This window comes from Actinomadura oligospora ATCC 43269 (genome assembly GCF_000518265.1).
Lineage (GTDB): Bacteria > Actinomycetota > Actinomycetes > Streptosporangiales > Streptosporangiaceae > Spirillospora > Spirillospora oligospora.
Genome location: NZ_JADG01000009.1, coordinates 74,313 through 98,530 on the forward strand (window position 1 = coordinate 74,313; position 24,218 = coordinate 98,530).

Genomic DNA, 24,218 nt, shown 5'->3' on the forward strand with positions numbered 1-24,218 from the left:
GAGCCATAGGGAGAGCGAGAGCAGGCCGAACAGGGCCCCATCGGCGCCCCGCGGGCCTTGGGATCAGGGCTTCCGCGTGTTCTGCTGGCTTCATGCATGATGTCGTGATCGCGGGCGGGGGCCACAACGGCCTGGTCGCCGCCGCATACCTCGCCCGGGCGGGACGCCGGGTGCTGCTGCTGGAACGCGCCGACCATCTCGGTGGGCTGGCCGTCTCGCAGCGGGTGTTCCCGGGCACCGACGCGCGCCTGTCCCGCTATTCCTACCTGGTCAGCCTGCTGCCCACGAAGATCGTGCGCGACCTCGGGCTCCGGGTCGAGCTGCGGCGCCGCCGCTACGCCTCCTACACCCCGTCAGGCGACCGCGGCCTGCTCGTCGACCACGAGGACACGGCGCGGACCGCCGCCTCGTTCGCGGCGCTGACCGGCGGCACCAAGGACTTCGAGGCGTGGCAGCGGTTCTCCGCGATGGCCGGGCATGTGGCGCGGCAGGTCGCGCCGACGCTGCTGGAGCCGCTCACCGACCGGGCCGGCATGCGCCGGATCGTCGCCGACGACCTGGCCTGGCGCGACCTGTTCGAGCGTCCGGTCGGCGACGTGGTGGACGAGCGGTTCGGGGACGACCTCGTGCGCGGCGTCGTGCTCACCGACGCGCTGATCGGGACCTTCGCCGACCCTGGCGACGCGTCGCTGCTGGCCAACCGGTGCCTGCTCTACCACCTGGTCGGCGACGGCACCGGGGACTGGAAGGTGCCCGTCGGCGGGATGGGCGCGCTCACCGACGACCTGGTGAGGACGGCGCGCGCGGCCGGCGCCGACCTGCGCACGGGCGCCGAGGTCATCGGGATCGATCCGTCCGGCGAGGTGGCCTTCCGGGACGGGACGGGCGAGCACGCCGTCACCGCGCGGCACGTGCTGGCGAACCTCCCGCGCGCCGCGCTGGCCCGGCTGATGGGCGGCGACGCCGAACCTCCCGAGGGTTCGCAGCTCAAGGTGAACATGGTGCTGGCGCGGCTGCCGCGGCTGCGCGACCGGTCGGTGCGTCCGGAGGAGGCGTTCGGCGGCACCTTCCACATCAACGAGAGCGCCTCGCAGCTGGCCGCCGCCCACGCCGCCGCCGCGGCCGGACGCGTCCCGCCGCTGCCGCCCGCCGAGGTGTACTGCCACTCGTTGACCGACCCGTCCATCCTGGGCCCCGAGCTGCGCGCGTCGGGGGCGCAGACGCTCACACTGTTCGGGCTGCACATGCCCGCGCGGCTGTTCCGCGCCGATCCGGACGGGGCGCGCGAGCAGGCCCTTCGTGCCACGTTCGCCTCGCTGAACAGCGTCCTCGCCGAACCCGTCGAGGACTGCGTGCTCCGCGGCCCGGACGGCGCGCCGTGCGTCGAGGCGAAGACCCCGGTCGACCTGGAGGCCGAGGCGGGCCTGCCCGGCGGGCACATCTTCCACCGCGACCTGTCATGGCCGTTCGCCGAGGACCCGGCCGAGCGGGGGCGCTGGGGCGTGGAGACCGGCCATCCCCGCGTCCTGCTGTGCGGCGCGGGCGCCCGGCGCGGCGGCGGAGTGAGCGGCATCCCAGGCCACAACGCCGCCCGCGCCGTCCTGGAAGCCTGAAGAGTTCGGGAGGTCGTGATGGCATGCAGAGCGCGCTTCCGCAGGCGCCAACAGGCCACCCCGGTCGGGGGAGTTTGGACTCCCTTTCTGGAGGATCTGAAGAGATGGGCAGGGGTATCCCCAGCTCAGCGAAGGGGGGTTTTCCTGCCCGGTTATCTCGTCAGTCCAGGGCGCTGAGTCGCCCCCCGGGGGGGAACCGGTCCCGGTGACCGGGTGGAGGGACCCCCGGTTCTCACCGTACGCCGGAGCGGCACACCCTGGTTTGACGTTGACGGGGCGGTTGGTGCTCTGGCCGAGGAGATCGGGCGGGCGTGTCTCTGGAGTTGCTCTCCCTTCCCGCCGTCATCGCGCACGTCGTGCTCGGATCCGGCGTTCATCCCGTCACCCTCACCGTGCACCCGTCAGGGAACCGGGTGTCGGCGAAGGCCCCGGGTGGGGCGATTCCGGCGGGATTCGGATCACGCCTCCGAGGTTCGGGGCGCCGCTCGCGCCGGTAACGACCCGAAGCTGGGCCGCACTCGCCTTTGAGCGCCTTGGCGAACGCGTCCTCCGCCCCCTGTCCGTAGGCGTTCGGAGATTCCCGTTCAGATGCTGAGCGACAATGCGGATGCGTACGGAATCTCGACTGCGTGTCCTTGGCAGCATCGTTGACGACACCGGATCCGGATCACCGGGTTCGGCCAGCCCTTCGGTGCTCACGAGGTACGCACGATGGCACGAGTACAGCGACGATCCGGTTCCCAGCACGATCGGGCAGGCCGGCTCGGCGCGCGGTGGGGGCGTCACGGCGCGAGCCGGATTCCGCATGTTCTGGCCGCCTCCCTCGTCGTGACCGCATCGTTTGCCCCGGCCGTCCTTCTCGTCGCGCCGTCCTCGGCGTGGGCCGATGCGGCTGAGGCGACACCGCTGGACGTGGTGGTGGCCGTGGATGAGTCGGGCAGCCTGCAGCCCCAGGACGTCCGGCAGGAGATCGAGGCGGCGGCCAGTATCGCGCAGAGCGGCCTCAACCCGCGGACCCGCGTGACCGTCGTGGGGTTCGGCAGCGACAACGGCGGCAGTGAGCACGCCGTGGACCAGTACTGCCGCCCCACGGTCATCGGGACGGCGGGCGACCTTCAGTACCTGGCCGGTTGCGTCCAGGGCCTGCATCGGCGGACGGCGGCGGAGGGCAACGACACCGACCACGTCGCCGCGCTCGACGCGGCCCTGTCGATCCTGTCGACGGGCTCGCCGGCTGGCGCGGTCAGGACGATCTTCCTGCTGACCGATGGGCGGCTGGACGTGCCGAGGTCCCCGGCCTACGGCCCTGGGAGCCGGAACGCAGAGGCGGAACGACGGCTCAAGCGGCTGTTCCAGCGTGCCCGGGACGGCCGAGTACAGATCTGGCCGCTGGGATTCGGGCCGGAGGTCGACCGGCCGAGCCTCGACGCGTTCGCGGCGGCCGGCTCGCAGCAGGCGTGCGACCAGCGGCCCGACTCCCGGCCAAGGGCCCGGGTGGTCCACGACTCGGGGCAGGTCGTCCGGTCGCTGGTCGAGGCGTACGCCACCGCATCCTGCTACGTGGCGCCCCCCAGCAACTCAGGCACGCTGAACCCTGGCGGGAAGCTGGAGCTGAGTCTCCAAGTCCCCGACATCGCCTCGAACGCGACGCTCACCGTCGCCAAGGGGAACTCAGGGGTTCGGGTCGACTTCATCGACCCGAGGGGCGCGGTCGCGCCGAGCACCGGCTCGCGGGACGGTTCGACGTTCACCCGCAGCGGCCAGCGGGGCACGATCGAGGCCCTGCGCGTCGCCGCGCCGTTGAACGGCACGTGGCGGGTCAGGCTCACCATGCCACCTGGAACGGCCGCAACGTCGGTCAGCGCGACGGTGCTGTACCAGGGGCTGATCCGTTCCACGCTCGTGGCCGAGCCACCGACAGCGCAGACCGGCGGCACCGTCACGGTGCGGCTGTCTCTTCTGACCCGGCTCGGCCGGGTCGCGGATCCGGCCGAGTTGGGGAAGCTCGCCTTCAGCGTGGTCGCGTCGGGCCGTCCGGTCGGCACGCCCCGGCCGGTCACCGTGCACGACGACGGGGTGCCCCCGGACGAGACCGCGCACGACGGCACGTACTCCGGCACGTTCAAGCTGCCCGCCGAGCCCGGCGATGTGACGCTCACCGGCTCGGTGGCCGCCCAGGGCATCCGGTCCGAGGCGAACCCGACCGCGCTGGTCAAGGTCGCCGGCCGCCCACCGGACGTCGCAGGCGGTGTCGTCTTCGACGGCGGCACGACGGTTCATCCGGGCCGATCGGTGCGCGGGACCTTCCGGATGACGAACCGCACGGCCCGTCCGGTCCGCGCGCGGATCGTCGTGGACGCGCCCCCGGAGTTCGGCGCGCGCCTGACGACACCCGCCGCCGTGACCGTCCCACCGGGCGGCTCGCTGGACGACTTCGCCGTCCTCGTCGACCGCCGATCCGTCCTCGGCCGCGCCGCTCTGACGGTGCAGATGGTGGACGACGCCGACCCCACGAAGGTCTACGTCGCCCGGCAGCGGACGCTGAGCGTGCGGAAGCCCCCCGGCTGGTGGGCCCGCAACGCCACCGCGATCTTCATCGGGGGGACGCTGCTGGTCGCGGCAGGCATGGCCTGGATGATGGTGCGCCGGGCACGCCGGTCCCGGCGTTCGGTACGCGGCCTGCGTGTCCAGGTCGTCCGGGATTCTGTCGGGGGCGCCCTGGGAACGACCGGCTCGGCGAAAGCGAGGGAGATCCGCGCCGGTGGCGACGGCCGGTGGCCCGAGGTCTTCCGCTTCGCCTTCCGCGACGGCGTGCCCGCCCACGCGAAGGTCGGTGACCAGGCGTTCGAGATGCGCCGGACGCGGGACGGCCGGATCGCGGTCCGCTGCCCCGACGGGCGGACGGTGATGGCCGACATCGGCACGGGCGAGGACCGCCTCGAGCCCGGGCTGCGGCTGCTCTTCAAGGACGACTCGCGCCGCCCGTTCTCCGTCCCGTTCCTCGACCGGCTCCTCTGGGGCCCCGAGCGCCCCGAGTCACTCCGGCCGCCGCTGGAATCCGCCGTTCCCTCGGAAGACGAGGCCAAGTCGGACCCGAGCCCGGAGCCGCACCCGGATCCGACCGCCGGGACGCTCCCCGCTTCCACGTGGCGTGACCCACCCGAAGACAAGTGGCTCTGACCCTCCCTGGAGACAGTGTGACCATCAAGCTGCATCACCCGGTGATGTTCGTCGGACTCGGCGGCAGCGGCTGCCGGATCGGCGCCGAGCTGGAACGTCGGCTCCGCGAGGAGATCTGCGGCCCGGACGGCACCGAGTTCCGGCGGCGGCGCGACGCGATGCGCTACGAGCTGCCGTCCTGCCTGCGGTTCGTGTACGCCGACGTGAGCCAGGCGGAGCTGGAGCGGCTGCCCGCGCAGGTCGTCCCAGACCCCGCGCACCTCCCGGCGGCCCGGGCCACCGCGCACTATCTCCGGGGGCTGGTGCCGCGCGCGGACACCTACCCCGAGTTGGCCCGCAACCTGCGGCTCTGGATGCCGGGTGCGGTGGACTGGCTGCCGCCCGCATCCGGCGAACCGCGCGTCTCGCCGCTGACGCGAGGAGCCGGGCAACTGCCCACGATCGGCCGTGCGGTGCTCTTCGAGTCCTTCCGCGACGGAACCGGTCCGGTCGTGCGGGAGCTGGACAAGGCGATAGGCGGCCTTGCTTCGGGCACGGCGCACGCCGACCTGTTCGCGCTGGCGGACGGCGACGGAGCCGACGCCGCCGCCGTTGACGTCTTCGTGGCGTTCTCTGTCGCGGGCGGCACCGGAGCCGGGCTCTTCCACGACATCCTGCACCTGGTCGCTCAGCGCTTCGAGCGCACCGCGCTACGGCCGAAGATCTACCCGCTGGTGCTGCTGCCGTCGGCCTTCCCCGACGGGCTGGGCGGCGGCCGTCCGGCCCAGCTCAACGCGGCGCGCGCCCTGCTGGATCTGTTCCGGCTCGTGGACCAGCAGAACTCCGGCGACGAGGGTGGGGCCCTGCACGCGTTCAACGGACGCTCCGAGCGTCCCCCGGACGACGTCGCCGTGCGCCACCCGGACGGGCAGCGCACCGTCCGGGTGGCGATGCGGCCGGGCGTCACGCAGACCGCCTTCCTGTTCACGCGGCCCGCTGGGATCGATCCGGAGGACCTGCGGCGCTCGGTGGCCTCGCTGGTGCTGTCGCTGATCGGCACCAGGCCGAACGAGCAGGCCATGAACGGCGGGGAGCAGTACCAGTCGTTCGCCGACAGCTTCATCAACACCGCCGTCGAGCGGCAGACGCGCGCGCCCGACGGCATCGGCGACCGGGGCGTCTCCACCGCGCTGGTGGCGTCGCTCGGCGTCCCGGTGGACGAGCTGGCCGACCTGGTCGCGGAAAGGCTGCTCGCCGACGGTGTGGCACAGCTGGCCGCCCCGCCCGGCGCGGCGGAGGCCAACCGGGACTCGATCGAGCGGTTCTTCGCCGCGGCCGGGCTACACGAGCTGCTGGCCCGGGCGGCGGAGGACTTCGACGAGCCGCAGCCGACACGCGGCGCCCGGAACATCACCCTGGCCTTGTCCGACCGATCCGCCCAGATGCACGGCGGACTGGACCTGCTGCGCGCCCGGCTCGACCGCGAGGTGCCCGATCTCGTCGCCGGGTTCGACCCGGTGCGGGGTTTGGACGAGTTGCTCGGTGATCACGACCCGTTCCGCGCGCAGCGCGCGGCGTTCGGGCATCCCGAGCTCGCGGGCGCGCTCGACCGGCTCGGCGCGTCCGGGCTGTTGGCGCGACGCCGACAGTCCCCGGAGCCGCCGGAGCTGGACGGCGGGGGCAGCAGGCCGCGAATCCCGGATCTGCACGATCGCCGCGGCGGGTTCATGCCGGCCCGGTGGAGCGACCCGGGGCCCGTCCGCGCCCGCGAGGACCAGGACGCCTGGTACGAGTGGCGCACAAACGTGTTGTGGACCGAGCCGTGGTCGCGGCTGACCCCGCGCTGGCGGCCACAGCTCGAGCGAGCGGAGGCGATGCTGCGCGCGTTCACCGACGCGATGGAAGACCGCGCCCGCAGGGAACGGGACCGGCAGAGTGGCCGTGCCGAGCGGCTGTGCCGGTCCCGGGCCGGGCAGTCCTACCTTCTGCCGGACGGCGGGAACCTGGACCGGTTCCACCGCACGGTGCTCCGGCGGATCACCGAGGCGCAGGTGGCGGCGGGGGTGCTGCCCGCCGGGGCGCGCGACGGTGAGCTGCTGAACGCCCTGGTCGGCACGGACGGCTGGCGGGCGGCGTTCGCCTCGTTGCAGGCCGACAGCGGCGTCGACACCGCCACCCGCGCCGTGGACGGGATCAAGGCCCGGCTGGCGACGGCGGTCAAGGGCCACTTCCGGCATGCCGATCTGGAGCGCGGACCGCTGCTGCCCATGCTCGGCGATCTGCTGACGGAGGCGGCGGGGCAGGGGCCGGGGCGGCTCGGCGAGGAGGAACTCGCGCCGTTCCGGGCGAAACTGGCGGGCCTGGTGCCGCCCGATTTCACCCCGCAGGGCCGCGGCGTCCTCAAGGTGCTGGTCAGCTATCCGGCCGCGGCGGCCGACCCCGCGATCGACGCGTACCTGCGCCGAACCCTGGCTCTGCCCGGCGAGGACGACGCCGTTTACCAGTTCACCCACGGCGCCGCCGAGACCGTCTCGGTCGTGCTGTTCCGCACCTCGATGGGGATCACCGACGTCCGTGAGGTGCGGGAGGTGCTGCGGGCGTGGGCGGATGCGCTGGAACGCCCGCTGCCGCAGGACTATCTGAGATGGCGGCAGCGTACCGGTTACGACTTCGGGTATCTGGCCACGCGGGAGGAGCACCGGGTGCAGATCCTGCACCGCCTGCTGTGCGCGATGTGGAACGGCCGGGTGACCGTGGACGGCGATCCGGCGTCCCCGGCCAGTGTGAAGGTGCGCTTCAGCCCCGAGGTCGCCATGACCCTGCGGCTCCAGCCGCTGGACCGAGCGTCATCGTGGGGTTCTCTGCTGCGCGCCTACGAGATGTGCTCCTTCGCCGACGACAGCGAACTGCGGCGCGACTTCTGCGCACGGCTGATGCGGGAGGTCCCGGACGGGGTCGATACCCGTCCGGTGCCGCCGCACGAGCTCTACCGGCTGTTCGTCTCGCTGGCGGGTGAGGAGATCGTGACGCTGGACGAACTCGCCCCCGAACTGAATCCCCCCGCGCAGGCGCACGCGGCGCAGTTGCGCGGCTTCTGGACGTGCACCCTGCCGGCGGCGCTCGCCCACGAGTTCACCGAGGTCCACGCGATACGCCGCAACCTGCTGGAACTGGAGCGAGCCGAGTCCGCCCAACGACCGGGAGTAAGCGAGTGGGCGGGCTGAGCCCTGAAGCGGCGCGTGCGGCCGGGGGCTGGTCGGCGGTCAGGGAGCTGGACCTGCGCGGGCTTGACGCCTCGGAGGCACTGCGGTGCACTCGCGCGCTGCTCGAGGGAACTTCGGTGACGGGGCGGCTGCTGGTCGCGGACGAGACCGTTCGGTTGGTGTCGCACTCGGAGGCGTTCGCGTTGCTACACCGGTCGGCCCTGGTACGGCGGATGATGTGCGTGGCGGTGGGCCGTCCGGCGGACGGCGCGGTCGCGTTGGACGTGCCGGAACCGCTGCTGACAGGGCAGGACTCCGGCCTGCTGTGGGTTCTCGACCCGGGCGGCCACGACTGGCGGATGCGGGACGGCACGGTCGCGGCGCGCTGGAACGAGCCGGACGCGGGCCTCGTCCGGCTGCGCGAACTGCTGCGGATTCCGGAGGTGTTCGACCGGGCCGGCGAGCTGGCCGCCGCCGTCCCCGGCGGTGTGTCCAACCCCGGCCTTCGGCTGGCCGGGGCGCTGCCGGACGCCTCCGAGTTCCCTGACGCCCTGATGGCCGCGATCACCCGGATGCTGGAGCCGGGTCCGCCACCCGCCGTAGAGGTCGCGTCCGAGGCGGAGTACGACCCTCGCGACGCCTCCGAACATAGGCACGGGGTCGGGCCGGAAGACGTGGCGGGCGGCCGGCTACGGGCCGGTAGTCCGCTGCACAGGGCCGATGAACGGGCCGGACGCGCTGTAAGCGCGATCGCCGCGGCTCGGTGGCCTGGCGAGTCCTCGCTCCTGTGGTCAGGCTCGTCCGGCGAGGCCTCGGCCGCGGGGGCCGCCGCCGAAGCGGGATCGGCGCTGACGGCGTTGCGGGCACGGTGGATGTGGCTGTTCAACCAGGTCCCGCCCGACGTCGAGCCGCTGGGACACCAGAGCAGGATCCTGAGGGACCAGGGCGTCGCCCTGCCCAAGACCCGCGGTATGGATCCGACCCTGACCAGGGTCGGATATGACCGATATGTCACCGACAGTCTCGCCCGGAACGCGACGCTCGACGGCCTCATCCAAGGCTTCCGGGACCTGACCGGCTGGCACATCCGCGCTGTCATCGACGCTGACGCCGATCTGGAGCGGGCGTGCCCGACCGTTCTGCTGAACCGCCTCGGCGGCACATCGCCGACGCCACAGCAGCCGTGGCTGCCCGCCGTCGGCCTGGGCGTGTCGGCGCTGGCCGCGACCAGCCCCTTCGGGGTCGGCGCGGGGATCGCGACGACTGTTCTCTGGGCGCTTCTGATATCGCTGACCATGCTTCGCGGGCCGGTCCGCCCCTCCTGGGAGAAGCGGAGGGCGCCGATCACCGCGAACGCGGCGACCGGGCTCGTCGGTGCTCTCCTGGTGGCGGTTCTCCATCCACCTGTCCCTGAGCTGGTGCAGCTGGGGGCGATTCCGGCGGCGATCGTCCTCGGCGGGGTGACGGCCCTGTGGACATGGCGCGTCCAGTGCCGCCGCTGGACCGTCCAGACGGGCCTGGCGGAAGCGCCGAAGGCCCTCGAGGATCTGAGGGCCACGGCCGCACGGTTGGTGTCCGAATGGGGCCGGGCAGCCGATCACCGGGCCACGATGGACGAGGCCGTCCGAGCGCAAGCCGCCGCCGAGGGGGTCCGCGAGGCCCTGCGACGGCACGCCACAACTCTGCGCCGGGCGCACCCGCTGCACAGTGGGACCCCTTCGAACGGATCCAGCGGCGCGTCGCGGTCGGCGGTGTCCGACTATCTCCGGGACCTCGTGCAGGCCGTCCTCGCGTCATGCCGGCAGGAGCTGTCCGCCGACTCTCCGGGGGCCTACCGGGACCGGGCCATGACCGTGACGGCCGCGCTGCTTGACGAGTGGGAACGGCACGTCGGCCACGTGGGGACGCTCGAACCGCCAAGGTTCGCGGCGTGCCAGGACGCCGCGCCGATGCCGGACGAGGAGGCGCTCGCGGTGCGCCCCGACGTCGCGCGCAGTGCGGAGGACGTGATGTGGCAGCTCCTCGGACCCGACGACCTGCGACTGCTGTACCGGGCCGAGACCGTTCCGGCCGTGGTGCGGTTCGCTCCACGTGCGGCCCGTCGCGCGCTGGTCGGGGTCTGCCCGGCCGACACGCTGTGGGTGCGCTCGTCACGGCACGCGGGCACGTTGCGCCTGGTCCCGGTACCTCCCGACCTGGTCCGACGGCACTGGCCGTCCGACGACGCCCTCGGAACCGACCACGGAGGAAAGTCGTGAACCCGCCGAACGCGCAACTGCGCTTCACCGACGCCCGCGACGGCGATCCTGTGACGGCCGAGACGGAGCTGGTGGCGGACGAGGTGCCCCGCGCGCCCGGGCTGTGCGTCCAGCGGGTGAGGCTGGAGACGGCGGAAGGCGTGTTCGAGGGGCGGCTCCTGCGTCCGGCCACCCGCTCGGCGGCGAGCCTGCGCCTGCTGGACAACGAGATCCTCGCGGGTCTCCGGCTGCACCGCCGCGTCGGGAGCCTGGCCGGGGCCGAGGTGGCCGGGCTGATCGGCTATGACGTGGCCGGGACGGAGCCGTTCGCGCTCGTCGAGCCGTGCCGGGGCATGCCGTGTGGCACCGAGGCGGGCCGCCTGCTGCCACACGATCTGCGCCGGTTCCAGGCGAGCCTGGTCGCCGGCGTCCGGATGCTCGAGGCCGCCGGAATCGCGCACCGGGCGCTCGGGCCGGAAACCGTGCGCTGGGACGGCGACCGCGTGCAGATCACCGACCTGAGCCGGTCCGCGCTGGTCGGCGAGCCGCGGGTGGCGGGCGGACCGCCGCCGTGGCGCGCCCCGGAACAGCACCCCGAGCAGGTCGACGGCCACGTGACCGACCGCGACGACCTGTGGGCGGTGGGACGCCTCGTCCTCTTCATGGCGACTGGCGAGGAGCCGGACATCTCCGGCGCCTCGTCGGCATCGCTCGCCCACCCCTTTCCACCTGGCCTGGCCAGGCTGCTCGACGGTGTGTTCGGCCCGCCTGACCGACGGCCGACGGTCGCCGACATGGTGTGCCGCGTGGGGGCCACCGACCCGGTGCCTTACGGACTGGAGCCGAACCCGGCGCTGGTCCAGGGACGACGTGAGTTCTACGAGGTCCGTGGCCTGAAGCCCGTCGACGTCGGGGATGCGCCCGACGAGCCTGGCCACTCCGACCGGGCCACAGGCCGACCGTCCTTCCCCGTCCTTTCCCGGCCCTCCTCGCACTGGCTGTGGATAGCCGCCTCGGCGATCGCACTGCTGGTCCTGACCGTCCTGCTGATCAAGGGGTGACCCGTGACGGAGAAATGGGTGTCGTGCCCGGTCTGCCTCCAGCAGATCGACTGGCGGGATCCGCCCCTGTACCGGCTCGACGCCGAGACGGGCGAGCACGTCGAGCTGACGATCCCGCTGAACGCCGGGCCTGAGCGGAAAGCCAGGCTGCGCCGGACCGCGCGGATCCGATGCCCGAGCCCGGAGCCCACGGAACACCATCTGCCCGCCGCCTACGGGGAGTTCGGCCCACCGGTCGTGCTCGGGTTCGTGGGCGCGCGCGGTTCGGGCAAGACGCATTTGCTGGCCGCCATGGTCAGGGCCATCGAACGGGGCGACCTCAGCCGCCACCATGGCCTGTCGTGCTGGCCGCTGGACATCCTGTTGCACCAGCAGTACCTGCGAGACCAGGTCGATCCGCTGTTCGCCGAGGCGCGCCGGCTCTCCCCGACCCCGGCCGACCAGATGATGTTCGCCGATGCCTTCGTGGTCGCGCGCAACGGGGGGACGCCGCGTCCGGTCGCGCTGTTCGACATCGCGGGTGACGCGCTCACCCGTGTCGCGGACGCCGCCGCCTTCATCGACGCCACGAACGGCCTGGTGTTCGTGGCCGATCCCACCCGCCTGGACGGCTCGGAGCATCGCGAACCCGCCTTCGGCGCCGTCCTCGACCTGTTGCGGGCATCCGGACGGCTACCGGAGGTGAGCGCGGCGATCGTCCTCACCAAGGCGGACCGGCTACGTTTCGAGGAGCCGCTCGCGCTGTGGCTGCGCCGCGACACGCACGTGCTCACCGCGGACGAATCGCTGCGCGAGAGCGCGGACGTCTATGCCTACCTTCACCAGCGCGGGGCACACGCCTGGACGCGCCCATACCGCGAATGCGCCCGCGCGACCCTGCACCTCGCCACGGCGACCGGCGCGAACCCGCTTCCGAACGCCCGCACCGAGGGCGGCGACTTCGACCTGGGCGTGCATCCGAGCCGGGTGCTGCGACCGCTGGTCGCGTTGCTCGCGATGACCGGCGTGCTCGACTCACCCGAAGCCGCCCGGATCGGAACATGAGTTGCCCACCGAGAACAGAGGAGAGGACATGAGGCATCTGCTGGTCGCCGTGGACGCGAAGGGATACGGCTCGGCCAACGACCATGTGCAGGGGCTGATCCAGAACGGGCTGCTGCGCGTTCTGGAAGACGCCGCCGAACGCGCCGGGCTGGCCCGGCGCACCTGGTTCCGGCAGCCCGGCGGGGACGGCGAGCTGGCCGTCCTTCCGGCCGGGGAGTCCGAGCCGAAAACGGTCGAGAACCTTCCCCGGGAGCTCGCCGCCGCGCTGCGCGAGCACAACCGGGACGTGGCCGCGAGCGCACGGCTGCGGCTGCGGCTGGCCCTGCACCATGGGGTCGCCGTCCCGGCGGCCAACGGGCACCTGGGCGCAGGGGTGGTCGCGGTGGCCCGGCTGTGCGACAGCACGGTGCTCAAGGCCATGCTCGCCGCCTCCGACGCGGACCTGGCGGTCGCCTACTCCGAACGGATCTTCGAGGACGCCATCAGGCAGGGCCACACCCGCCTCCCGGCCGAGGAACTCCGGGAGGTGCGCGTCGTCAACAAGGAGTTCGACCAACCGGCCTGGGTCTGGGTCCCGGGGCACGATGCGCACGCGCTCTCCCTTCCCGACACCGTCCGTCCGGCCGAGGAGACCGCCGCGCCGTTCCCGGACCTCGCGACGGCACCGGAAGGACGCGTGGACGCCGTCATCTGCTTCGCCGAGCAGGACGTCACCCTGGCCGAACGGCTGGCGCTGCGCCTGCGGGACCGGGGTCTCGCCGTCTACATCGACCCCTGGGCCGAGATCGGATCGGTGATCCTGCACGAACGGGAGCGGGCGATCGCCGCCGCGCCGAACGGGGTGTTGCTGTTCAGCCGCGCGGCGCTGGCGAACGCCAAGGTCATGGACGACTACGCGGCCCTGCTGAGCCGCGTCCATGCTCCGGGCGGAGGACGGTTCGTCCCGGTGTTGGTCGAGGACGTCTCGCTGCCCGAGCTCGCGGCGATCCGGCAGCCCCTGGACCTCACCGGCGCCCACGCCGAGGACGAATCCCGCATCGACCTGCTGGCCCGCGCACTGCGCGCCGAACCGTCCGTGTGACGCGGAGGTCCGCTCCCCCATGCCTCGGCCCGGCTCCTATGACGCGGCTGAACCCGGTGATGTATCACCGGAGATTCAAGACCGGTTCGGGGTATCGAACTATCGTCGGTGTTCGGTGAACAGCTCCCGAAGAGGTGCGTCCATGGCTGCAGACGCCAGGCATCCCTATCCTCTCCGCGGCTGGCCGGAGCGGAGCCTGCTCGGCACCCTGCCCCCCGCCACCCGTGACCGCCTGCTGGAGCTCGGCACCCGTAGACAGATCGGCAGCGGCGAGACGATCATCACCGAGGGCGACACCGTCGCCCTCGACGTTTACCTGATCGAGGACGGCAGCGTCAAGATCGTCGGTCACACCGAGGAGGGTGAGAGCGTGCTGCTGTCGATCCGGGAGACCGGAGACCTGGTCGGCGAGCTCGCGGTGCTGGACGGCAGCCCTCGCCTCGCCAGCGTGACCACCATCCGGCCGTGCGTGGTCCGCCGGATCGGCCAGGCCCCGTTCCTGAAGTTCCTCGCCTGTAACCCGGACGCGTGGCTGGCGGTGTCCCGGGTCGTCACGGCCAAGCTCCGGAACGCCACCTGGCACCGGGTCGAGCACGGCAGCTCCCCCACGCAGGTGCGCATCGCGCGCACCCTGCTCCTCCTCGCGCTGCGGCACGGTGAGTTCGGCGCCCTCGACCAGGCGGACGGGCCGCCCGTCGTGGGGACCGTCGTGCACGGGTTCACGCACACCGACATCGCGAGCCTGGCGGGCCTCAGCCGCGACACGGTACAGCGCGGGATCAGGGAGCTCAGGCGGGACGGTGTGGTGCACTGGCGGTACAAGGACATGGTGGTCCGCGACTGGGCGGCGCTGCACTCGGTGGCGGGGATCACCGAGATTCCGCCCGAGTACGGAATCAGCTGACCGCACGCCGCCCATAGTGGGGATCGTCCAGCACGAGCCCGGCCCGCACGGGCCCCGGCGCGGAGGATCAGATGCCCGAGTCCGATCCCGTACGACGACTCTGCGCGGCCGTCACCGCCGTCCCCGACCAGGACCCCTCCTCAGACGAGAACGCCGCCGACCGGCGGGCCGCCTCCGGCGGGCCGTCGCACGAACGGCTGGTAGATGTGGTCCGACACGCATGCCTGGCGGCCGGGCTGGATCGGTCGTTCCTCCAGGAGTTCGGCCCGCCGGGCGACCGCGCCGAACCTGAGACGCTCCTGCTGGTCCTTCCCGCGGGGGCGAACGAGGCGCGGGTCGTCCGCGACATCACGCACCGGTTGGACGACGCGGCAACGGGGGCCGCGTCGTCCCCGGCCGGTGCGCCGCGCCTGGTGATCGCGTTCGACCAGGGCCTCACCAGGCTCACCGGGAACGGCTTCGAAGGCACGGTGGTGACCGCGGTCCACCGGATGTGCACCGATGCGCGCGCCCGGACGGCACTGACGGTCCACGCCGGCCCCGGCGTCGCGGTCGTGCTGTCCGCCGCGCTCCTGGACGACCTGGCCCCTCCCGGGCCTGGGGGCCGTGACCTGAGCGCCTTCGCGCCGCTGACGGTCGAGCTGCCGGACCGGCTGATCGCCGCATGGCTGCACGCCCCGGGCCGTCGTTTCGAGATCCCCGCCCGACCTTCCGAGAAGTGATGACGAACGGTCTCCCCAGCCTGCCCCCTCCCCTCTGGCTGCAACGCACGCGTACCGTGGGCGCGGTCGCCGCCGTCCTCGTCGTCGTGCTGCTCCTCGCGCTTCTCCCGCAGGGGTCCACCAGTCCCCTGCCACCGGGCCGAAGGCCGCCAACCGCCAACACGCCGGCCGGGGGCGGGGCCTTCCTCGTCTCCTACGGGGACACCGGAGCCCGTCTCGATCGGGCCGATCCGCGCGAGGCGCGGGAGCAGGTCCGCGACTGGCTACGGGAAGCGTTGGCCGTCCACCTCGGCATGGACGCCCGGAGCTACCGCGACGCGACCTACGACTCGACCCCCGTGCGCGACGAGGGCCTCGCCGACATGGCGGACCAGTCCACCGGCCCCGGACGTCCCCTGTACGACGGAGCCAACCGCCGCCTGCACATCCTGGACGAGAAGAACGACCCGAACGCGTCCCGGACCATCGGTCAGATCCTTGATCAGTACCGGACCGACCACCGTTCCGACCCCGAGACGGTGCAGGTGCACCGGTACACCGTCGATCCGGCGACGGAAACGGTGGACGTGACGGACGGCCCCGCCGAGCCGACCGCGCGCGTGCGCGCCGAGAACGGTTTCACCACCATGCGGGTGGACCGGCCCGACGGCCTGCGCGCGTTCCTTCAGGGCACGTCCGCCTTCTCATCGCTGCAGGCCAAGAACGGCCAGATCTGGGCGAGCGGCTGGAAGTGGCACAGCGAGGCCCCACCCCTCACCCCGGAGGACATCGCGGCCCTCCAGCGCGGCTACGCCGATCGCTCGGGGCAATCGCCCGGCTTCTCTATCGATCCGGTGCCGGTGAAGACGGCTGACGACCTTCGCACCGCGAACCCGAACATGAGCCGCGCCGCCGCCAGGGCCATCGTCACGGGCAACTGGACGGCACTCGGATTCAACTCCCGCGACGATCTGGAAGCAGCCGTCAACCGCGCGCTCTTCCGGCAGGGAAACGACCCGAGACTCGCAAGCCTCGGCGTCGGCGGCAACCGGACCCTGCTCTGGGCCCTGGACAGCGCGCTGTCCCACAAATGGGCCTACCAGAAGGCGCGTTACCTCGGAAAGCTCGACGGTACCGAGGTCGGAATGACGCTCTTCTACACCGACCTCATCGCGAAACTGTGGGTGAACAACACCGGAAGCGGCATCCCGGACAAAGCGGTGCCCGGCTTCGTTCCCGACCCCAAGGCCACCATCCCCGCAGGACTGTGCACCGTCAAAGCCACGCCGAACGTCGGACGGCTGTGGTTCGGGCAGAACGAAACAGGCTTCTCCTACGGCTCCGATCACGTGGACGTCGGGGCCCGCGCCACCCGGGTGTTCATGAAGAGCAAGGCCGGGAGCGGGGGCGAGATCGACCCGAGCTACGCCTTCGGGCGCGGCCTGCGCTGGTGGGACCGGCACTTTCAGGACGTCGCCGACTACGAGCCGCAGTATGCGCGGCTCGAGCAGATCATGCGGTGGAGCGGCGCACTCGACTGGCTCACCGCGACCCGGCCCGACACGCACCTGCCGGCCGAACCGCGGATCCGATCGGACCTGAGCTTCCAGACCTGGTATCAGCACCATGACAAGCTGCGCGAACGGTCGAAGATCACGTTCTTGCGGACGCCGTCCGGCGGGGGTGAGGGGCTCCTGCATCCGGTGTCCGCATCGTTCTCGCAGTGCGGCCGGATGCTCATCCAAGGGGGCGTCGACCTTGGCCACCGGATGCGCGCGGGACACACCGACGACCCCGGGCCCGGGCCGCTACCCGACCCGATGCGCCGCGCCGGATCCTTCGACGAGCCCGCGACGAAGGTGGACGACCAGGGAAACTCTGGCCAGATCAAGCAGATCTGGCCCGACCCTGGGGGCGGTCCCGTCGAGACCCTGCAACGCACGTTCCGCGCGGGCAGGAACGGCAGCCAGCACGTCGATTCGACCCGCCGCCGGCGCGAAGACAGCTCATTCGGCCGACTGGGCATCGACGGGACCACGCGCGCCCTCGGCGTCGAAACGCACGTCGACGACGGCGTCCTCACCGAGAAGGTCAGCTTCCAGGGACACGCCTGGACGCATCTGAAGGCGGTGAGACAGGGCACCTCGATCGTGCTGCACTGGTACTCCGACCTGCTGGAACGCGCCCGGATCGCTTTGGAACACCGGCAGGACGACGCCGTCGGCGACAACGGCGATCACAACCCGATCAAGATCGGCGGCAAGGGCGACCCGTACCTCGCTCTCGCCCCCGAGACGGACGGCGGCGGAACGAACCTGCTTCGCTTCGGCAGGAACGTCCACGGGACTCCCCGCCTCTTTCAGGCGCGACTGGGCCCGAAGAGGCCACGTGGCCCGCCCGGCTGGACCGGGCTGCGCGACGGGACGGCCGACGAGCCGACGCGCGAGATCGCCGGCCCGCCGCCCAGAACAGCCCAGCCGTTGCGGATCAGAACCCGCGACGGCGAGGCCACCGAGGTGCGGGCGGAGGACGACCGCGTCTGGTACCGCCCTGACGACCCGATGGTGGGGGCCGACGGGAGTGTGGAAGGCGCCGCGGCCGTCCGAGACTTCACCGAGATCAGGGCCGCGCAGCGGCAGGCGGCGCGGGCCGGGGACGGGCTCCTACGCGGTGAACCGCTCGGACCGCACGGCTCCGACGGCGTGGCGCTGGTCGGCACGCACGAGGTGACCGTCGTCCCACCGGACGATCTCTGGGCAGAACGCGTCCGAGCGGCCACCGAATTCACTCCGTCCACGCCCAAGGACGGCCCGACCTTCGCTGTCCGGGACAACTTCCTCGTCCAACACGCGGGCGGCACGTTCACTCTTCGGCCCGGCCCGAAGTCGGGCTGGCTGGACAGAATGCCCCACGGCGACAACACCGTACTCGCGGCCGCGAGTCTGGGGGACCGGATTCTCCACAACGGCCTTCTGCCCGCAAACCCCTTCCAGCAGCACGTGCCGATCCGCATTTACCATGTCGACGCCGCGCGCACACCTCAGCAGAACTCGTACAACGACGTGCTGCCCCTGCCGGATGAGATCAGGGCGAAAATCCAGATCGGTGACCGTCCCGTTCCCGGACAACTGCGGCTGGTGCGGCTCTCCGGGGCCACCCCACGCGCGAACGCCGTACCGTCCGGCTCGCTCCGACAGGGACCGCTCGTCCTCATCTGCCCCGACGATGACCAGGACTCAGGCTGCCCCGACGACTCGTCGCCGTTGGTCCCGGTGAGTCCCACCCAGTCTCGGTGAGGAGCCCGAATGGACGTCCCCGACACCCATCCCGTCGCACGGCATTTTCGGGAGGCCGTACGGAAACTCAACGCGGGTGACGTCCCGGCCGGCGATGCCGCGTTCTCCCGCGCCGTCGAGGCTGCGGGAAGGAACGCGGAGCTGCGGGTGTCGGTGATGGAGGCCCATGTCGTCTGGCTCCAACGCCAGCAACAGATCGAACTCGCGCAGCGGCGCGCGACAGCCTATGTGGAGGCCGAGTCGGCCGACGCGGTCGGCCTCCGGCTGCTACGCGCCGAGCTGTACACCGCCCAGGGCGACCACACCAGGGCCGCTTCCGCGGCGGAGACGCTCCTCGCCGAACGCGCCGACCGGCTCACCCCGCACCAGGTGGCGAGGGTGCGACGCATCCTCGGACTGGCCGAGGCGAACGCCGGGCACGAGAACCGTGCGCTGGAACTGCTGGACCAGGCGCAGCAGGCGTTCGTCTCCCAGCCGGACTTCGCGTGGGCCGTCACCGAGATCGCGATGGACATCGCCGCCGTCCGCCTCCGCGCGGGCTACCCGTCCGACCTGGCCTCGGCTCCCCCGCGAACGGTCGCGGACCATCTGCGGCACGCCGAACGCCTCAGATTCGAATGCCGTTACGAGGACGCCTGGACGGTGCTTCAACAGTCCCTCGGTCTGCCCGGCATGGACCAGGCCATGCACTGGCTCGTGCTGCGCGAGTTCATTCTCCTGGCCGTCCTGCTCCGTCTGCCGCACGTCCTCGAACAGCTGGACCCGCTCCTGGACGAGGCGGCAGCGCACGCACCCGATGCGACGCTCGCACTGAGGGAGCTGGAACGGCTCCGCACGCCGGGCTCCGTGGACGATCCGTCGCCCGGCCGGCTCGACGGCCGTCTCCAGCACGTCCGCCACCTGGTCCGGCAAGAGCGACTGGACGAGGCGACGGAGCGCCTTTGGCGCCTGGCCTCCGAGACGAACAGTCCGCGGGACACGGCGCTCTGGCGCCTGGCGGCCACCGAGACGCTCTGGAAACGCGTCGAGCTCGCCCCAACGGACCACAGGTCCCTGGACGAATGCATCCTGCACGCCCGGCGGGCGGTCGAAGAGGCCGGCCAGGCCGACGCTCGGGAGTTCCACATCGAGGCGCTCTGGCGGCTGGGCCACGCGCTCCTCAAGCGCGGCGGCCCCGGCGACGCCGGCGAGGCGATGCGGCACTGGGTCGAGGCGCGCGAGCGGCAGAGCAAGATCGCGTTGCTCCAGCGCACCGACCGGATCGTGTCCGGGATGCTCGAGACGATGCCGACCGAGTACGACCACCTGGTCGAGGCGACCGTCACGTTGGCGGAGGACGCGGCGAAACCCCGCGCGGCGGCGGTCGCCGTCGCCGTGGAGGGGGCGCGCGGAGCGCTGATCCTGCCGATGGTCGTGCCGCCCGGCACATCCGGCGGGGCCCTTCGAGACCTTCCAGGTCCGGGCGACTGGAAGGGCGCGCGGAACTGGGCCGGGACGGTGGCCGGGGCGCTGGCGATCGACCAGGCGGCCTGGCTGATGCACGCGACGCCCGAACGCGTCCACCATGTACTCATCACCACAGGGTCGTCCTCGCACGTGTCCCTCTCCTGCGACCGGGACAACTTCAAAACCACCGTCGAGAATCTCGCCATGTCCCACGAGCATCCCGGGAGCTTGGCGACGGCCGTCCGCGACGGAGGGTTCGAGGCGATGACGGCGGCGCTCGCCAAAGCCCTCGGCATCGAGGCGGCCCTCGAACTCATCCCTTCGCGCGTCCAGAGGATCGCCGTCGTCGCGGGAGGCGACGTGGCGGACGTGCCGCTCGGGGCTCTCCCGATGCCGACGGGCGAAGGGCCCTTGGGCCTCCGCTACGCGTTGTCGGACCTGCCCTGCCTGCGGCTGCTCACGCCGCTGCGCGACCGTGCGGCGCGGCGCCGTGGCGACGACATCCTTCTGGTCGATCCCCAGCACGGCGGGCTCACCACCTCACGCGCACGAACGAGCGACGCGCTGCTTGGGCCGGAGGCGACACCCCAGCAGCTCGAAGCGTGCCTCGCCCAGCGTCGCCACGACATCGTCCGCATCGACGCGCACGGCACGCACGACCCCGACAACGCGGACAGATCCTTCCTCGAACTGTCCCCCGCCGGACCGGACGGGAAGCTGACGTCCCGCGAGCTCGCGGCCATGGACCTGCGGGGCTGCGGCACCCTCGTCCTCGGCGCGTGCGAGTCGGGCATGTCCCAGAAACTCGGGCGGGACGAGCGGCACGGGTTCGTCCGCGCCGGGCTGCGCGCCGGAGCGGCCGCCGTCGTGGCGGCACGCTGGATCGCGCTGGACGACGCGGCGGCCCCGCTGCTCGACGTGTTCCAGCACCGCCTGCGCCACTTGCCGCGTGACCTGGCGCTCCGCGAGGCGTTCCGGGACCTGTGCGCCCTGGACGAGCGGCTGAGCCATCCGGCGCACTGGGCCTGCTGGACGCTCTATGGCGACGCGGGCCCGCAGACGGCCGCCGGTCCGCTGCGGCGCTGGGTCCGCAGGCACGTCACCGACTCCCTGCCGAGGAGGCACAGTGGTCCCACCCTCCGGTGACCGGCGGAGCGTCCCGCAGGTCTTCCTGTGCTACGCCGACGCCAACCAGAGGACCGCCGAACGGCTCTATGAGCATCTGCGGCGCGAGGGCATCCAAGTGTTCCGCCCGAACCACGATCTCCTCCCCGGCGACCAGATCGTGAGCACGGTCGAGGCCCGAATCGTCGCGTCCGACTACTTCCTGCTGGTGTGGTCGCGGGCTTGCCCCGGCGAGTCATGGGTGCAGGACCTGTGGAGCGCGGGCCTGATGATCAACGAGAGGCGCGGCTTCCTGGTCGTGCTCCGGGTGGACGACAGCCCGGTCCCGAAGCTGCTCACGGCCCGCCGCCGGCTCGACGCGTTCACCGGATGGGACACCGCCGTCGCGGAGCTGGTCGGGGCCTGGAGCCGCGACCGTGGCCTCCGGCTTCCCGTCCTGCCCGTCCCTGCCCCGGACGGGTCATGGCCCCACGCCGCGTGCACGATCTACATTCGCAATCGGGCCTTCGACGTCTCGCACGTCATCGCAATTCCGGACGCGGTCACCGGCACGGCGCTGTACGGCCAGGTCCACGCGGAACTCGCACTGCCGGACGAGATCAGCGAACTGGACGGGCGCATTGGCCTGCGCTTCACCTACGCGCTACTCAAGGACGAACGCCCACTGCCCTCCGGCCCCCTGGACGAGCACGGCATAGGTGAGGGCGCGATCGTGGACCTGGAGGTCAGGGCGCGGCCCTTCGGCCCGTCCGACGGAGGACCGACGGACGGAGATCCGCTCGGCCCATACCGGACGGATCCGGACCCGTGCGATCCAGGCATGGGCCCCGCCACGGCACAGAAGCTCCTGGAGCGCGCGTTCCGTCACCTCTTCCCCTGAGGACGTCAAGCGGCGTGGTCCAAGCCCATGACGCTAGCAACGAGTATCGGGGCGCGTGGAAGGGGCGGCCAGGGTCGCTAGCGGGGGGACCAGGAGTACTCGTGTTCGGGGCGGCCGGTGGCTCCGTAGCGGAGGGCCACGTGGACGCGGCCTCGCTGGGCGAGGCTCGCGAGGTAGCGCTGGGCGGTGGCGCGGGAGATGCCGACGTCCTCGGCGACCTCGGCGGCCGAGCGGGGGACGCCCGCGCGGCGGAGGGCCTCGGCGACGAGCTGGGCGGTGACCGGGGTGCGTCCGGACGGGCGGGCCGAGCCGGTGGTCAGGGGGGCGGTGAGTTCGCGGAGGGCGGCGTCGACGGCGTCCTGGGTGAGTTCGCCGGGGCCCGCGAGGGCGCGGCGGTAGCGGGCGTAACCCGCGAGCCGGGCGGTGAGGGCCTCGGCGGCGAAGGGTTTGACCAGGTAGTGCAGGGCGCCCTGGCCGAGGGCGGCGCGGACGGAGGCGGGGTCGTTGGCGGCCGTCGCCATGATCACGTCGGCGTCGAGGCCGGGCAGGAGGCTCAGGCCGGACGCGTCGGGGAGGTAGACGTCGAGCAGGACGAGGTCGGGGTCCAGTTCGACGGCGAGTTCGCGGGCGCGGGTGGCGCTGTGCGCGGTCCCGCAGACCTGGAACCCGTCGACGGACGCGACGAACCCGGCGTGGACCTGGGCGACCCGGAAGTCGTCGTCCACCACGAGTACGCGGAAGTCCCGGTCGGTCATCGGTCCGCCTCCTGTCCCAGTACTCCGGGGAGTCGTGCCACGACGACCGCCCCGGTCCGTCCGTCCTCGGCGTCCTCCCCAGGCGGGGCGGCGAAGGTGACGTCGCCGCCGCGGGCGCGGGCGGTGCGGCGGGCCAGGCCGAGGCCCAGGCCGCGGGCGCGGCCGTCACCCGGTTCGCGGGTGGTGACGCCGTCGCGGAAGATCTCGCCGCGCAGGTCGGCCGGGACGCCCCGGCCGGAGTCTGCGACGGTGACGTGCAGGTCGGGGCCGTCCCCGAGGAGTTCGACCTCGACCCAGGCGGGTCGCCGGCCGCCCTGCCGGGCCGCCTCGACGGCGTTGTCGACCAGGTTGCCGACCACGGTGGTGACGTCCAGGGGATCGGTGACGCGCCCGGGGACGAAGCTGCCGGGGCCGACGTCCAGGCGGACGCCTCGTTCGGCGGCGACGGCCGTCTTCGCGGACAGGAACGCCTGGAGATAGGGGTCGAGGAGCGGGTCGGCGGGGAGGGGCTCGGCGGCGGCGGGGGCTCCGGACGCGTCGGCGACCAGCGTCCCGAGGTAGCCCGCGGCCTCCTCGTGGTGACCGAGGTGGAGCAGTCCGGACAGGGTGTGGAGGCGGTTGGCGTACTCGTGCCGCTGGGCGCGCAGGGCGTCGAACAGGGTGCGGACGGAGTCGAGTTCGCGGGCGAGGGTCTCCACGTCGGTGCGGTCACGGAGCGTGACGACCGCGCCGAGGTCCCGGCCCCGGCGGCGGACCTCGCGGCGGTTCACGACCAGCACCCGCTCCCCCGCCGTGACGAACAGGTCGGCGGCGGGGCTGCGTCCGGCGAGGACGTCGCGGAGCGGCCCCGGGACGTCCAGGTCCCCGGCCGGGACGCCGCGTTCGAGAGAGGTGCCGAGCAGCCGGGCGGCCTCGGCGTTGCAGACCGCGACCTGGCCCGCGGAGTCCACGGCGACGACGCCCTCGCCGACGCCGTGCAGCACCGCCTCGCGCTCGTGGACGAGTTCGACCAGCTCATACGGCTCGAGGCCGAGGGTCTGGCGGCGCAGCCGGACGCCGATCGCGGCGGACGCGAGGACGCCCAGCAGCAGCGCCCCCGCGACGAACGCGGTGAGCCCGCTGAGCGCGTCGTCCAGCTCGCGGTCGATGGCGCCCGCGTCGAAGCCGACGCTGACCTCACCGACGACGTGCCCGGCGCGTTCCGGCCCGGACGGGTCGTACAGCGGGACCTTCCCGCGCACCGAGAGCCCGAGCGTGCCGCGTTCGAACCGGACGACCTCGCGTCCGGCGAGCGGCGCGGACGGGTCGGTGCTGACCCGCTGCCCGAGGAGCGACTCGGTGGGGTGGGAGTAGCGGATCCCGTGACGGTCGGTGACGACGACGAAGAGGGCCCCGGCGCGGCGGCGGACGCGTTCGGCGCGGTCCTGCACCACGTGGCCGGGGTCGCCCGCGACCACGGCCCGGCCGATGTCGGAATCGGCGGCGACGCTGCGGGCGAGGGTGAGCGCGCGCTGCCCGAACTGGTCGCGCAGTTCGCCGTCCAGCCGCCAGGCCACCAGGGCGTAGCCCGCGCAGCCCACGACGACCACCACGGCGATCTGCAAGATCAGCACCTGGCGGGCGAAGGGGAGGCGGAACCGGACGGGCATGGCAGGTCAAAGTACCCGATGCCTTACGGTGCGCCCAGCCCTCCGCGAGCAAAAAGAGCAGAAC

General features: G+C 72.5%; 14 protein-coding genes. 12 read left to right on the forward strand and 2 right to left on the reverse strand.

Annotated features, from left to right (window positions below):
- The first annotated feature begins 92 nt into the window (after positions 1 to 92).
- The 12 genes from P696_RS0114630 to P696_RS0114685 all read left to right on the forward strand — a co-directional run bounded on the left by P696_RS0114630 (position 93) and on the right by P696_RS0114685 (position 21,750).
- Positions 93 to 1,613: a phytoene desaturase family protein gene (locus P696_RS0114630; RefSeq protein ID WP_034484968.1), complete on the forward strand. Its 1,521-nt coding sequence runs from the start codon at positions 93 to 95 to the stop codon at positions 1,611 to 1,613.
- 828 nt (positions 1,614 to 2,441) lie between these two features.
- Positions 2,442 to 4,793, forward strand: coding sequence for a vWA domain-containing protein (locus tag P696_RS0114635; RefSeq protein ID WP_170026460.1), 2,352 nt, complete (start codon positions 2,442 to 2,444; stop codon positions 4,791 to 4,793).
- Between the two features lie 17 nt (positions 4,794 to 4,810).
- On the forward strand, positions 4,811 to 7,996 hold the full coding sequence (locus tag P696_RS45520) for a tubulin-like doman-containing protein (protein ID WP_051467603.1): 3,186 nt from the start codon (positions 4,811 to 4,813) through the stop codon (positions 7,994 to 7,996).
- Positions 7,984 to 10,233 (forward strand): hypothetical protein, encoded by a 2,250-nt coding sequence (locus tag P696_RS0114645; RefSeq protein ID WP_026412929.1) that lies wholly within the window; start codon positions 7,984 to 7,986, stop codon positions 10,231 to 10,233. Before P696_RS45520 ends, P696_RS0114645 begins: the two co-directional genes overlap by 13 nt.
- On the forward strand, positions 10,230 to 11,273 hold the full coding sequence (locus P696_RS0114650; protein WP_026412930.1) for a protein kinase family protein: 1,044 nt from the start codon (positions 10,230 to 10,232) through the stop codon (positions 11,271 to 11,273). The genes P696_RS0114645 and P696_RS0114650 overlap by 4 nt, the downstream gene beginning before the upstream one ends.
- 3 nt (positions 11,274 to 11,276) lie before the next feature.
- Entirely contained in the window at positions 11,277 to 12,317 is a 1,041-nt protein-coding gene (locus P696_RS45525) for a hypothetical protein (protein WP_157429717.1), read from the forward strand.
- A 28-nt stretch (positions 12,318 to 12,345) separates the two neighbouring features.
- On the forward strand, positions 12,346 to 13,398 hold the full coding sequence (locus P696_RS52460) for a toll/interleukin-1 receptor domain-containing protein (protein WP_051467606.1): 1,053 nt from the start codon (positions 12,346 to 12,348) through the stop codon (positions 13,396 to 13,398).
- A 142-nt stretch (positions 13,399 to 13,540) separates the two neighbouring features.
- Positions 13,541 to 14,302, forward strand: coding sequence for a Crp/Fnr family transcriptional regulator (locus P696_RS0114665; RefSeq protein WP_026412931.1), 762 nt, complete (start codon positions 13,541 to 13,543; stop codon positions 14,300 to 14,302).
- A 71-nt stretch (positions 14,303 to 14,373) separates the two neighbouring features.
- A complete protein-coding gene (locus P696_RS0114670) occupies positions 14,374 to 15,024 on the forward strand; it encodes a hypothetical protein (RefSeq protein WP_026412932.1) in 651 nt (216 codons plus the stop codon).
- Entirely contained in the window at positions 15,024 to 18,299 is a 3,276-nt protein-coding gene (locus P696_RS0114675) for a hypothetical protein (RefSeq protein WP_026412933.1), read from the forward strand. Before P696_RS0114670 ends, P696_RS0114675 begins: the two co-directional genes overlap by 1 nt.
- Positions 18,300 to 18,308: 9 nt before the next feature.
- On the forward strand, positions 18,309 to 20,891 hold the full coding sequence (locus P696_RS0114680; protein WP_026412934.1) for a CHAT domain-containing tetratricopeptide repeat protein: 2,583 nt from the start codon (positions 18,309 to 18,311) through the stop codon (positions 20,889 to 20,891).
- The gene (locus P696_RS0114685) at positions 20,872 to 21,750 is read left to right on the forward strand and encodes a toll/interleukin-1 receptor domain-containing protein (RefSeq protein WP_026412935.1); all 879 of its coding nucleotides are present in this window, start codon (positions 20,872 to 20,874) and stop codon (positions 21,748 to 21,750) included. The genes P696_RS0114680 and P696_RS0114685 overlap by 20 nt, the downstream gene beginning before the upstream one ends.
- A 77-nt stretch (positions 21,751 to 21,827) precedes the next feature.
- On the opposite strand, the gene P696_RS0114690 is transcribed toward P696_RS0114685, so the two are convergent.
- Together P696_RS0114690 and P696_RS0114695 are read right to left on the reverse strand one after the other, a co-directional pair.
- Positions 21,828 to 22,505 carry a response regulator gene (locus P696_RS0114690; protein WP_026412936.1) on the reverse strand — a complete coding sequence of 226 codons (678 nt, stop codon included), beginning with the start codon at positions 22,503 to 22,505 and terminating at the stop codon, positions 21,828 to 21,830.
- A complete protein-coding gene (locus P696_RS0114695; protein WP_026412937.1) occupies positions 22,502 to 24,154 on the reverse strand; it encodes a sensor histidine kinase in 1,653 nt (550 codons plus the stop codon). Before P696_RS0114695 ends, P696_RS0114690 begins: the two co-directional genes overlap by 4 nt.
- Positions 24,155 to 24,218 lie beyond the last annotated feature (64 nt).